Origin of the sequence: Synechococcus sp. WH 8109 (assembly GCF_000161795.2) — a bacterium.
GTDB lineage: Bacteria > Cyanobacteriota > Cyanobacteriia > PCC-6307 > Cyanobiaceae > Parasynechococcus.
The window spans coordinates 821,604-834,320 of sequence record NZ_CP006882.1 but is presented as its reverse complement, the minus strand read 5'-3'; the positions used below and the strand labels follow the sequence as shown (position 1 = coordinate 834,320).

General features: G+C 46.5%; 15 protein-coding genes. 10 read left to right on the top strand and 5 right to left on the bottom strand.

Translation table 11 applies throughout. The features are described from left to right. The first annotated feature begins 4 nt into the window (after positions 1–4). Together Syncc8109_RS04430 and Syncc8109_RS04425 are read left to right on the top strand one after the other, a co-directional pair. Positions 5–226, top strand: coding sequence for a DUF3721 domain-containing protein (locus Syncc8109_RS04430; RefSeq protein ID WP_025362219.1), 222 nt, complete (start codon positions 5–7; stop codon positions 224–226). Continuing rightward, positions 223–507, top strand: coding sequence for a hypothetical protein (locus tag Syncc8109_RS04425; RefSeq protein WP_006850191.1), 285 nt, complete (start codon positions 223–225; stop codon positions 505–507). Before Syncc8109_RS04430 ends, Syncc8109_RS04425 begins: the two co-directional genes overlap by 4 nt. A 16-nt stretch (positions 508–523) precedes the next feature. Here the strand turns inward: Syncc8109_RS04425 and Syncc8109_RS11675 are convergent, their stop codons facing one another. Continuing rightward, positions 524–694, bottom strand: coding sequence for a conjugal transfer protein TrbI (locus Syncc8109_RS11675; RefSeq protein ID WP_071823054.1), 171 nt, complete (start codon positions 692–694; stop codon positions 524–526). 677 nt (positions 695–1,371) lie between these two features. Between Syncc8109_RS11675 and Syncc8109_RS12015 the strand changes: the two genes are divergently transcribed. Further along, on the top strand, positions 1,372–1,947 hold the full coding sequence (locus Syncc8109_RS12015) for a helix-turn-helix domain-containing protein (RefSeq protein ID WP_084213248.1): 576 nt from the start codon (positions 1,372–1,374) through the stop codon (positions 1,945–1,947). Between the two features lie 378 nt (positions 1,948–2,325). Then, entirely contained in the window at positions 2,326–3,855 is a 1,530-nt protein-coding gene (locus tag Syncc8109_RS04420; protein ID WP_006851132.1) for an iron uptake porin, read from the top strand. 91 nt (positions 3,856–3,946) lie between these two features. On the opposite strand, the gene Syncc8109_RS04415 is transcribed toward Syncc8109_RS04420, so the two are convergent. Then, positions 3,947–4,171 carry a hypothetical protein gene (locus tag Syncc8109_RS04415; protein WP_006850018.1) on the bottom strand — a complete coding sequence of 75 codons (225 nt, stop codon included), beginning with the start codon at positions 4,169–4,171 and terminating at the stop codon, positions 3,947–3,949. 80 nt (positions 4,172–4,251) lie between these two features. Beyond that, positions 4,252–4,920, bottom strand: a complete 669-nt coding sequence (locus tag Syncc8109_RS11665) for a Fe2+-dependent dioxygenase (protein ID WP_006851612.1) — start codon at positions 4,918–4,920, stop codon at positions 4,252–4,254. Between the two features lie 136 nt (positions 4,921–5,056). Here Syncc8109_RS11665 and Syncc8109_RS11660 point away from each other — a divergent pair, with 136 nt between their 5' ends. The 5 genes from Syncc8109_RS11660 to Syncc8109_RS11640 all read left to right on the top strand — a co-directional run bounded on the left by Syncc8109_RS11660 (position 5,057) and on the right by Syncc8109_RS11640 (position 9,574). Further along, the gene (locus Syncc8109_RS11660; protein WP_232202463.1) at positions 5,057–6,040 is read left to right on the top strand and encodes an extracellular solute-binding protein; all 984 of its coding nucleotides are present in this window, start codon (positions 5,057–5,059) and stop codon (positions 6,038–6,040) included. Between the two features lie 144 nt (positions 6,041–6,184). Further along, on the top strand, positions 6,185–6,769 hold the full coding sequence (locus Syncc8109_RS04405) for a ferritin (RefSeq protein WP_006850507.1): 585 nt from the start codon (positions 6,185–6,187) through the stop codon (positions 6,767–6,769). A gap of 456 nt (positions 6,770–7,225) precedes the next feature. Continuing rightward, the gene (locus Syncc8109_RS11655) at positions 7,226–7,519 is read left to right on the top strand and encodes a 2Fe-2S iron-sulfur cluster-binding protein (RefSeq protein ID WP_071823105.1); all 294 of its coding nucleotides are present in this window, start codon (positions 7,226–7,228) and stop codon (positions 7,517–7,519) included. 330 nt (positions 7,520–7,849) lie between these two features. Continuing rightward, complete coding sequence (locus Syncc8109_RS11645) at positions 7,850–8,611, top strand: alpha/beta fold hydrolase (RefSeq protein ID WP_071823052.1); 762 nt, start codon at positions 7,850–7,852, stop codon at positions 8,609–8,611. A 12-nt stretch (positions 8,612–8,623) separates the two neighbouring features. Further along, the gene (locus Syncc8109_RS11640; RefSeq protein WP_156915485.1) at positions 8,624–9,574 is read left to right on the top strand and encodes an NAD(P)/FAD-dependent oxidoreductase; all 951 of its coding nucleotides are present in this window, start codon (positions 8,624–8,626) and stop codon (positions 9,572–9,574) included. 45 nt (positions 9,575–9,619) lie between these two features. On the opposite strand, the gene fldA is transcribed toward Syncc8109_RS11640, so the two are convergent. Beyond that, positions 9,620–10,129 (bottom strand): flavodoxin FldA, encoded by a 510-nt coding sequence (gene fldA / locus Syncc8109_RS04400; protein WP_025362216.1) that lies wholly within the window; start codon positions 10,127–10,129, stop codon positions 9,620–9,622. 881 nt (positions 10,130–11,010) lie between these two features. Next, positions 11,011–11,559, bottom strand: coding sequence for a Crp/Fnr family transcriptional regulator (locus tag Syncc8109_RS04395; RefSeq protein WP_006851719.1), 549 nt, complete (start codon positions 11,557–11,559; stop codon positions 11,011–11,013). A gap of 892 nt (positions 11,560–12,451) precedes the next feature. Between Syncc8109_RS04395 and Syncc8109_RS04390 the strand changes: the two genes are divergently transcribed. Continuing rightward, positions 12,452–12,667, top strand: coding sequence for a hypothetical protein (locus tag Syncc8109_RS04390; protein ID WP_025362215.1), 216 nt, complete (start codon positions 12,452–12,454; stop codon positions 12,665–12,667). Positions 12,668–12,717: the final 50 nt, after the last annotated feature.

Sequence of the window (12,717 nt, the reverse complement as noted above, 5' to 3'; positions counted from 1 at the left end):
ACCGATGCACGCTATCCAACCGTTATCGGCTATTAGCTTCGGCGTTTTGGCCGTGTTGGTGAATACAACGCCAGGGATGGCCCACGGCAAGGGGCTCTACGCCACCGAAGGCGAAGCCCTGCAGCGGGCAGCTGAAATCGGTTGCATCAGCGTTCATGAGAACAACGGACGCTGGATGCCTTGCACTGATGAACGGAAACTCCACCAACAGCTGCGCAAGCAATGAAAGCTTCCAGAACAACCAGCCGGCAGGCGCGGCGCATCCATCGCTGGCTGGTGCCGATCGCCGCAGCACCACTGCTGATCACAGCAGGAACCGGATCCCTTTACAGCCTGCTGCTAGAGCAGAACATTGATGCTTTCTGGCTGCTCAAGCTGCACAAAGGACAGTTCGGCTGGCTCAATCTCCAGCCCGTGTACCCAATCCTGCTGGGAACTCTCACCATTGTTGTGACCGTGTCTGGGCTGACGATGCTGCTCAGGCCTGCCCGCATGACAGGGAGTTGAAATCAACCCGACCGCCTCACTCCGCGCAGGCGCAGCCGCAGGAGCCACTGCCATGACAGGGCTCATGGTTGGGATGACCGGTGGCACAGGCATCTGAACAGAAACTCTGGCCATCACGAACAAGGGCTTGGGACGATTGCACCTCACAGGTACAACGCGGACAGGCACAGGGCGCAGCGGCAGCCATCACAACAAATCAACTCACTGTTGTATGGGCCGAAAAAGATGCCCACAGAACAAACACACCATCTCCACACACAATTCATGCGGAAAGATTGATAATAATTCTCACAACACTCAGCGATTCATGAGCAAAGAGCCACTTCCGGCAACAACAATAAAGAAGAATAGTAAGAGAAAGGTCAACAATCACAGCGCAACATACCAAATAGCACAAACAAAAGCAATTAATTCCGCCACGTAGCAATCAGGAAGCAGAAAAATAGCGAGAGCAGCACCCAAAGCAAATGAACAAAAATTATCACCTCAGAAGCAAGACGCTGCGAGAAATCAATACATGGTGCTACCGACGTGCATCCCACCTTTCACTCATAGGCCACGACCAGGCAGCGCAAGCCCTAACTGAAGAGCACATGGAATCACTCCAGAATGCTAAGCCCGAAAATACTCTGTGGGTAGGCAATTAACAGATACAGCCTCTTTATCGCGCCGACGCAATGTGCCATATCTCACCTCGAAGAAAGCAAATATCACAAGAGCAGACAAAAGCAGCAAGCCACATCGTGCTATGAGTGTCATTAAATACGCCTGAGATACCGAATCCCTGTTAATACATAGCCCAGAAAGCCCAATAGAAAAATTGAGCACAAACCGGTGTATCAAAAAGAACAAGCTAACGCGTCAATGACGACTGAACGCCACCATCGAGACAAGGCAAGGAGACCAATATCCCTGAATTCGTCTGAAAGAATTTCACTAGAAAGAACTCAAACCGGAGAAGATATAGAAATAACGGTAAAGAGTGGCGTAATAAGGATTGCGGCCAACCAATCCAAGAACGCAGAAGACATAACTTTAGCTTTTACATGCAGAGCGGATATTTGCAGATTCCACTATCCAGAAAACCTAGAACTCTTTATAGAAGCCATAACAGACACAACATATACGGTTGGATCAATAAGCAAGACAGAATCCGACACCAGCGATACAATCATGAACTGGATCATTCAACTTCACATCATGAGGCACGAGAAAAATCTAGAAAACCGACTGATTAAATTTTTTAGATTACTAATGACAAGACTAGGAAAAAGAACATCAGAAGGCCTACTACTGGAGCACACATTGTCTCATGCACGCATTGCTGAAATCGTTGGATCCACGAGATCAACCGTATCCAGGACTATTAGCAATCTAAGGAAGTCCCAACAAATTTATATTGATGAACTAAAAGGACAGATAATTTTGCCTGTAGATTGATTAACGCCCACAACGACAGGCCCCTCCTTTCCAATTCGAACACTTGGATTTCTTGCAACCTTTTTTCTTATTTACTGAATGTCGGTTTTCAGAAGATTCGGCCAAGACCCTAGATAATCAATGACATCAACGATACCGTCATCAGCGCCAATAGATCCAGACAGGGCGAGTAACAAAAAGCACATAAAGGCAAGTCATCTGATCCAGGTCAACCTGGAAAAGGACTTTTCTGAATTGGAAGACGAGGCATAGCGCGTATCAAAGAAACTTTAAGATGTATAAAAAGTAACCTTTGATTGCAGTAAACGAGTAACAGGCGACACAGCGAAAAGGCAACATATGTCTGCCCTTATAGGGCTTTCCTGTGTGAGGAATTCAATGAAGCTTTTCCAGCAACTGCTGGTGGCTCCCGCCGCCCTTGGCCTTCTGGCCACCGGCGTCAATGCCGCCGAGCTGAACATCAACGGCGTTTCTGATTACGCGGCTTCCGCTGATCAGGTCACCAGCGTCACCCAATTCTCTGACGTCTACCCCACCGACTGGGCCTATCAGGCACTGGCAGGTTTGGTTGAGACCTACGGCTGCGTCGCCGGTTACCCCAACGGCACCTTCCGTGGCAACCGGGCCATGACCCGCTACGAAGCGGCTGCCCTGCTGAACGCTTGCCTCGACCGCGTCACCGAAGTGACCGACGAGCTGCGTCGCCTGATGGCTGAGTTCGAAACCGAGCTGGCCATCCTTAAGGGTCGCGTTGACGGCCTCGAGGCCCGCGTTGGCGAACTGGAAGCAACCCAGTTCTCCACCACCACCAAGCTCAAAGGACAAGCTGACTTCTTCCTTGGTGCCGTCAGCTATGACGATCGCGACGCCTGCAACGCTGCAAAAGCTGGTGCATGCGAAGACGATGCGACAACCATGTCGTACCGCTACACCCTCAACCTGAACACAACCTTTACAGGTAAAGATCTGCTGTACACCCGTATTAGGACGGGGAATATGTCCAATGTTTGGACAAACGACAACACCTACCTGTCTGATGCCAAATCAGGTACCAATGCGCTGAAGATCGACAAACTTTGGTATACCTTCCCAGTTGGTGAAGAGTTCAAAGTCACCGTAGGTGCACTTGTAGAGAACTACTACATGGTGGAAACACCAACTCGCTACAAGCCCATCCTCAAAGCAATGAAGCTTGGGGGTTATGGAATTCTTATGGGTGCAAGTACCGGACAGGGTGCAGGTATCCAATGGCGTCAGAATGTTGCTCCCGGCGAAGCAGCATGGAATGCAGCTGCAAGTTACGTTGCTGACGGCAACGAAGGTGCTGATTCCAGCTCCAAGAAAGGTATGTTCGGTGAGGACACCGACGGCCTGTTCCTGAGCCAAGTTGGTTATGGAAACAGGAAGTGGTACATCTCCGGCCTCTATGCCCACAAACATGGCAGTGGTGGATCTGATCCCGCGGAAGGTTACTCAACTCCTGCCGTTAACAAGGATGATGCCGCTCTGAATGCCTTTGGTGTCCGAGGCTATTGGTCACCGGAGGAAACCGGCATCGTACCGACAATCAGTGCAGGTATTGACTTCGGCTTCAATGACGCAAAAGCCGATGGTCAAGTTGAGGAAAGTTTCGGCTGGATGGTCGGCCTTAACTGGAAGAACGCTTTCGTTGACGGCAACAAGCTTGGGGTGGGCTTCGGTTCATATTCAAGCTACGCAACATCAATGAAAGGTGACAGCAGCCCCGATGACGAGAACTTCGCTTTCGAGGCTTATTACGATTACCAGGTCAGTGACAACGTTACGGTAACTCCCGCAGTGTTCTGGGTTCAGGATGCTGATGGAAATGCATCAGTGGATGGATCTGACACACTTGGCGCATTGGTTAAAACCACCTTCAAGTTCTGATCAACTACTGGTCAAAACAAAAGCGCCCCTCGGGGCGCTTTTTTCTTGGATAAAGAGAGGGGATTGCCCCCTAGAATTGAAACAGCAATAGTTACCAGCAGTTCTCACCTTCCCCAATAGGAACACAGATATCCTCTTGCTCTGCCTTTTTCTTCAAGGCAGCGGCGTCAGAATCCAATACACTTTCCTCATCAACACCTTGATCTGTGGTCCATTCCTTAAGGCCACCCGCATCCTGGGCGTGCAGAGCTGGTGCAGATGCAACAAGAAGCGACGTCGCAGCAACGAAAACTGAGATAGCAGAAGGCTTTGTCATTTGGATGAAGCTCAACTAATCCAATTGTAATGAAGATACAGCCACAAAATACCAGCGGTGACCATATCAAAAGCTACAAATCAGTTCGACAAGCGTCGGACAGCGTTCGTATAGCTTTGAAAGATCAGATCAAGTTCATCCGATCGGCCATGGCGAGCCAATAAACCACGAGCGCCAGCATCGATATTGAATAGAATTGAGCGGTCTTCTGGCGCCTTGACATAGCTTTCGATCCAGCCGACACATACATATCGAACACCGCTGACAACGGGTTTAACACAATGAAGGGTGGAAGAAGGATAGAGAACAATTTGCCCAGGTGGCAATCGAAATTCCTTCGTTTCCTCACCGCCTGTTTGGGTCAATAAAGATCCACCCTCGTAGGTATCTTCATCGCTCAGAAAGCAGGTGAAAGACAAATCACGGCGACCATGGCGGGAAAAAGGATTATCAACATGCCATCCATAAGAATCTCCGACATTGGACCTAGAAATCAACAAACTGTGAACCTTCCGTACAAGTGAAAAACTCTTGACCAAGGGATCACTCGTTAATGCTTTAGTGATGCAGTTGGTAATCAAAATAGTGAGCTCAGCATTTGGATCGAGCTGATGATTAGTCTTCACCAATGCAGCCTGATCCCCGGCAGTCAATCGGCCATCTCGCCAGGGTAGGTCGCGAGCACAGAGGCGTTGCTGAAAGTCGCGAACTACAGGAAGAGGCAAAAGAGAATGCGTCAGAAAGTCCATCGATCAGGGAATTTCAAGAACAAAAAGCCTTCACCAAATGCTACAGAATGGTACGTCAAAAGCAGATGAAGACTGGAGTCACTGGAGTAATATAAGAGGAATTATATCTAGAAGCATGTGTAGGTTCTTTGCAGCGATGGGTATGGTGGCAACAATTGCTGTCCTGCCTTCAGTGGAGGCAAAGGAAGTAAGGGTGTACTCAGGCCGGCATTACAACACTGATCGTGCTGCCTACAAACAATTCAGTGAAGAAACTGGAATCAAAGTAAGACTTATTGAGGCCACAGGGATATCGCTAGTTGAACGTCTAAAACGAGAGGGAGAAAATTCAAAAGCTGATGTGATCATTTTGGTTGATGCAGCGAGGATAAACAATGCTGCAGAAGCTGGTCTTCTGCAGCCCGTGTCCTCGCAGGAACTCCAGTCGAATGTTCCTTCACGCTATCGGGATCCATCAAATCGATGGTTTGGTTTCACGAGGCGCGTAAGATCGATCATTGTAAATCCCAATATCGTTAATCCAAATACGATTAAGACCTATTCCGATCTTGCAAATCCAGTTCTTAAAGGAAAACTCTGTCTGCGTAAAAGGAAAAACGTCTACAGCCAGTCACTTGTAGCCGACCAAATCATAATGAATGGTCAAACTGCTGCTTCGGCTTGGGTTGAAGGGATGGTCGATAATGTAAGCCAGCCGTATTTCGGTGGTGATGTATCACTAATTCGTGCGGTTGGACAAGGCAAATGTGGTGTTGGACTTGTCAATCATTATTATCTAGCACGAATGCAGGCAGGTGCGAGCGGAAAGAACGATCAGAAAGTAACATCGAACATTAAATTAGTTATGCCAAATCCAGCCCATGTGAACATAAGTGCCGCAGGAGTCGCAAAGTCGGCCAAAAATAAAACAGAGGCGATCCAATTTATTGAGTTCATTTCGTCACCAAAAGGTAGTCGACTCATTGCAGGCCCAACCTTCGAATATCCACTGAAAAATCTTGGTACATCGAAAGAATTAAAAGCATTTGGAAAATTTACCCCAGACAATGTTTCTATTAGTGCTTTAGGCGCAACTCAGAAAACCGCAATCAAAGTGATGGCAGATGCTGGATGGCGTTAAACCAAAGAACTCAACAAACGACCGAAAAAATTCAAGATTTCAGATGCTTTTGATAATGACTCTCATTTAACTTGGTGCAAATAACACACCTTGCGAGCAATTTGACTTGCATATGCGTATCATTTGGACATCAACAAGTAAAAAATGCTGAGCACAAACAATTCGATCTCCGCTTCATCTATCGCTTGCGGACCATCAGGTCGTGCAATTGCAGAAGCGATTGACTCTGATCTTCTAAGCGCGATCCAAGCCCACCTCAACATGGAGAGGCAAGCCCATGCCTCTTATTTCGCTGCAGCAATCTGGTTTGCCGAACGAGAGTTGAGGGGATTTTCCCGATTCTTCCGAGACGAATCCAACAGCGAGCATGAGCATGCTGCAAAATTCGCGGAATACATCATTGCTCGAGGGCAAAGCGTTGCACTACAAGTGGTCGATGCTCCCTTGCAGAACTGGGCATCCCCTGTAGATGTGATGGCAACCGCATTTCAAATGGAGGTTGACGTCACAGCTTCGTTGCAACAGCTGTATTCAATGGCAGAGAGAGTGAGCGATACGCGTACCACGGTGTTTCTCGACCCGATGGTGGAAATGCAAACCCAGTCAGAACACGAATTTGCGCACCTTCTTGGACGGGTGAAGTTTGCAGATAATCAAGCAGCGGCTTTATTGCTCATCGACAACGAGCTAGACCAAGGAAATAACAAACCTGCATCTCTTCAGGGTTAATTCACTCACGACAAGAACGTTGATTAACACACATCAACTTTCTGATGTCACATATTTAGCCCTTGTGGGTCGATTACGAAACATTTTATATCCCGCATTAACGATTTCGGCGACACTTCCAAGTATTCAGAAATAAGCCGATGCGACCAGCCTTGGCTTCTTAATGCCATTGCAATCTTCAGTCGTTTTTTACGCCAACCATTCGGAGATCCTAAATAGTGTGAAACTCTTGAGGGTAAGTTTGAATTCATGGCATAAGCCCTTACTTTGAGGGGTAATATAAATTAAAGCACGCAGGTCAGTTCAACAACAATTGAATGTTGCCAGCTAACATTATATAAGTAAGACTGGTAAATAGCTAACATCAATCTGGAACGTATCCAATGATGCGCAAGCGAGATACATATACGAGCAGAGGAGACTAATTGAAGTTATTGTATGATTTTAATTGGAGTGATGACCTCATTCAAGGTCGAATTAAGAATGCCGGATGGAGTCAAACACTTCGAATGTCCTGATGATGAATACGTTCTAGAGGCAGCAGAGCAGGCTGGAATTGATATGAGTTATTCATGCAGAGCTGGAGCATGCAGCACTTGTGTAGGGAAGATCATCGAAGGAACAGTTGATCAATCTGATCAAAGTTTTCTCGATGATGAACAAATTGAAGACGGCTACTCACTTCTATGCGTAGCTTATGCAACATCAAATTTGATCGTAAAGACTGACTGCGAAGAAGAGCTTTGGTGAGAATAGTAAAAAGAAAGAAACGTCTCAAAATGAATACGCAAAGAGGAAGAGAAATTGATCTGGTTGATCAGTATCTAAATGCGTCCTGTTTCAACAAAATAAGCGACAGAACCTATCAGAACATGCTGAGTTACGAGTCAAAGGCCGATCCAATCGAAAAAAAATTGATTAAAAGGATCAAAGAACAAGTAAGGCACGGAAAGGTTGTGCTTTCTTCTGAATCAAAGGTGAAAGCTTGATCAGCCTGGATGTGATAAAGAATACAGCCAGTCGTCTTCTCTGAGAGAAAACATAATCAAAAGCATCAGAAAATAAGAAAAATAAAATCAGATGAGCACCAGTCAGATACTTTGGATTGATCTCCAGCCATCACTGTATTGCCTTTTCAAGCGAACAGCGCAAAGCTTGGGTCAACATTTTGAAGTCAAAAGATGGTCATTCGAACATGATCTTGATGAATCATGTGATGTTGAAGTCGTCCACAGCCTAATGAGACACACGATAGAAAACTCTTTAAATCCAGTTCATCTTGTAGGCCACGGTATAAGCGGTACAATTGCATATTTATTTGCTCAAAAATATCCCAACAACATATCATCAGTTTCCGTGCTATCAGTAGATACTCACTCGACAAATCAATGGACTAGTCATTATCAGAGTATGCGGAGACAATTACCCTGCTCAAGATTTCATATTTTAAGTCATCTAGGCCGACTATTGGTCGATAGAAATACTGAAAAAGTGGTCAATATCATGGCGCGACTGTTAGCAAAATGTTTGGACAATGATTTAGTATATGGATCTATTGTCAATAGCCAACCAATCACGAATCTAAACAAAGCTGAGGTTCCAATACTGGTGATTAATGGTGAAAAAGACTTTGTTGTTGATGAGCAGAGTGATATCAGATGGAGACACTGCCTAAAACCTGGAGACTGCTACCAAAAAATTTCTAACGGACGCCATTTCTTCCCATTTACAGAGTGGGGTCTAACTGCAAAAATGATCGAATCATTTGTCAGGATGGTACCTGAGCAACATCAGAACCAATTCCCTAATAGCTGCAAAAATCTGAGTATTAGTAAATACTAACTCATGAATCAAATGAATATCTTTGACGTCATCATCATTGGTGGAGGACCAGCGGGTTGTTCTTGTGCATTGTATACAGCAAGGTCAAATCTATCGACAATTATCCTTGACAAAAATCCAGCTGTTGGTGCACTTGCTATCACTCACAAAATTGCAAACTATCCGGGTGTAGAAGGAGACACATCAGGTGAGGAATTATTAAAAACAATGAGAGTTCAAGCAATTAACTATGGAGCGGAATACAAGCAGGCTCAAGTTTATGGAATCAGCATGACTGATTCAGAGAAGACTGTATATACACCAGAGGGAACATTTGTAGGCAAAACATTGGTTCTTGCAACAGGTGCAATGGGTAGAGCATCAACACTTCCCGGTGAGAACGAGTTTCTTGGTAAAGGGGTCAGTTATTGTGCAACTTGTGATGGAGCTTTTTATAAAAATCAAGAAGTAGCTGTCTATGGATCAAATCATGAAGCCATTGATGAGGCACTTGTACTCACAAAATTTGCATCAATAGTACATTGGATTACCAATAATAAGCCAAACGCAAATTCTCCGGCAGTAGAAATCCTTCTCAATTCTAAAAATGTGAAGCACTGGAAGCGCACTAGGCTCACCTCCATACAAGGAGATGACCAGGGAGTAAATGCTATCAAAGTTCAATCATCTGGAGGTCGTGAAGAGCAGATAATCCAAGTTCAAGGTGCTTTCGTCTACTCCACAGGTTCTCTGCCCATCACCGATTATCTACAAGCACAGGTACCGGTCAACCCAAATGGTGGAGTTCGAGTGTCCAGCGACATGATGACAAATCTCGAAGGAGTCTGGGCAATCGGCGATATCCGCAATACACCCTTTAAACAGGCTGTTGTTGCTTGCTCTGATGGATGCATTGCAGCGATGGCAATTGACAAGTATTTGAATCAACGGAAGGACGTCCGGGTGGATTGGGTGCATCGATAAAAAAAGCGCCCTCTCGGGCGCCTACAGTTCAGTAATAAATTACGTTCAGGCCTCAGCGTTTATTTGCTGAACCCAGGCCTGCAAACGTTGATCTGTCAATTCAGACTCATTGTCTTCATCGATTGCAAGTCCGCAGAACTTACCATCAATAATGCTCTTTGAGTCATCATAGGTATACCCTTCTGTGGAAACCTTACCAATCAACTTGGCACCAGATTGAAGAAAAGCCGTATACAGTTCCTCCATGGCATCACAGAAAAAATCCGAATAACCGGAGGAGTCACCAAGGCCTACGATTGCGACTGATTTACCGGCAAAATCCTTGTCAGGAATTTCCTGAACCAGATCATCCCAGGCTGTTCCTGACCGTGCTTCATCAGCGCCTGTATTCCAGGTTGGAACACAACAAATTAACGACTCAGCTGCAACCAACTCATCAATTGAGTCGATGTTGTCAACATCCTTCGCTTCTGTTCCAGGAAGAAGCTCCTTGAGTCGATCAGCCACATCCTCAGTTTTACCAGTAGATGTGGCAAAAAAAATAGTGAAAGTCATGCAAAAGAAATCACCAATCAAGAATCGCAAATCATCGCTCTCCCGAATTAACGCTTGTTTCAACTGCAGGTGAAATCAGTTACATCCAGACACCTCATCCACCTCGTTCTGCCAGACAAATTCTTATCTAAGACTGTCTAAGGCGATTCAAAGACTCACGATACTCCGATAATGCCTGATCAAATCCTGTCTCACGGATACGTTTGAGCCAACGGAGACGAACCAAGTCATCCTGTTCAATATGGTCAATGAATTCTTCGAGTATGGCTGATCCAACAAGCATGTCGAACATTGAAGACCAATGCCAAACTTTAAATAATATTTTGAACGGCGATCAGTCAAATGATTCTTTTGACTCGATCTTAAGCAAGACTGCATTAAAGCAAATAAAAGCAAAAATGATACACTCTCGGAAAATTCATCAAAAGAAATCCTCATTCGATTCTTTTTGAGAAGAAAGCTAACAAATCAACAAGATCATCAAAAGATACGCAACAATGAATGACAAAAAACTTTCCAAACTACGTACACTCTAGGCAATAAATATTCTATTGGACAACCGTTAAGGCAGCCTAGAAACACTAGAGAATCAGTTCAAGAAAGGTGATATGTGAGTTGAGCTGTTAACAGGCAACGAGACAGTAATTCTTCCAGCAAACATTTCTGTGTGGACTGAGAATCAAGAGAATGACTAATCACAACCAAAGAGTCTTTCATAGCCAAACATCTCGTACGGTAAAAAGATATTTCTGCAACGAGGCGGTCTTTAAGCTGAGGATGCTGACAATGCTGTATTGAACGACTCGCACATTGAATTCGCATCCGCATCCATTCAGCCTCTCTGCAGAGATCGCCAAGAACACCAAAGGAATTCACGATCTTCAAAATTGGAGTGGTGAAGAGTTGATGAGGTCAGGTGCAATACGCATCGTGACATCACCAGACGACATGGCGATCATGTCGGCTTGACGCCATTTCGAGAGAAGACGGGTTGTCGTCACCCGGGTAGCACCAATCAACTCACCAAAACGATCATGGGTAAGACGGAAGGGAAGCTGATAGGCATCGCTGCAACGAAGTCCAAGCCGGTTGACCAGGAGGGCCAGAAGAGCGTGAAGCCGCTGTTCAGCCTGACCCAAATGACGGACTCTTAGGAGCTGCAAGGTCCACTCATTGACTGCGTCAATGCCGAATTCGTCCGTGGAGACGGAATCACGACGAAACTTAAGCGCCGTGAGTGCCTCAACACAGGCCCCGTCACTGCACATGCGATCAGTGCGAAGCCTGTCGCCTGACTGCAAAAACGCCAAGGTCATTCCCTCGGTTTCCTCACAAGGGCAATACACCCGGCAGACACCCTCCAACACTTCCAGAACGGTGGCCTGGTCTCGACCGGCAGGGTCCAGCAGAACGGTTTGAAGCCTTGGCATCGACAAAGGTGCCGCTGGATCATCCGGCAAGAAACGGTAGGCAGACGTCGTCACGAACTATCGCGATTGAGAATTACTCGCAACAGTACAGACTCCTTGTCGATATTGCAAGTCATTCTCAATAAGACCCTCAAATTGAGATTCTTTCTCAATACGCTGCAGGCCAACTCCATCCGTACTCAGAAGAAGTGAGCGGAGCAGCTGAGCATCGCCCTGAATTCGAAGCATCGGCTCGATGTGGATATGGCCCAGTACACCTCGCTAACTGAGTGACCAATGGATCGCTTACAACGCTGAGGCGTTCTTATTGAGCGTTTCCGCTGTATTTCCTTATCAAAACACAAGGAACGCAGCTTTTGTTGTGATCAGCCTCCCCCGGCTGCTGCAATGGGAAAAAGCTCAGCATTTGGACGGTACAGATAAAAGCAAGTCAAGGAACGGCTGATGCTGCTGGGGTCCACGAAGGAGAGCCACCTCTTGGCTATTCGAGAGTCATCAGGTGTATGAACAGCACACTGGTCAATCCCATCAACGAACCAACCCATAACCACTACTGAATTGCCCTCAGAAAAGAGGGGTGGGTGGTGTCACCAACCGCTACCTTGCCACCTCTCAGAGGGTCGCCATCATCTCCTCATCAACACAGCGATCAGCCAATCACAAGTGAAATCATTGTCACGGAACCTCGAGTACCCCACTAAGTGGTTCCTCCATTGACCGTTGGGCGCTTGTTCAGGGTCTGAATGCTCTTCACAAGCGGGGGGCTCGATCAGCGATTTGGCTTGCGACAACATTCGGGTGACTCATTTAGCCATTGCCACCAACTCATCTGTATCGCGTCTCATTCCCAACAGGGGTGATTGTGTCTAAGGAGTCCCCAAACCTCCATCCAATGGCTTTAACCCTTGCCATTGGGCGCTGGAGCGACCTGACTCCCTCTCTGGCGAGCGGGGAGTCAGTTCAGCGTTTGACGGGTGACTTGAACACGCAAAACAAAATCTCGGAGTTGCTGGAATTGGTCGCCGCGATTGTCGGCACAGCAGGGCTGGTTGCCGGAAACCTTTTGCTGTATTCACCTTTGCAGGTGGACAACCGGATAAAGCTCTAGGCCCTCCAACTCAACCTGGGACAGCAGCTCGTCCAGTGTTCTTGTGAACA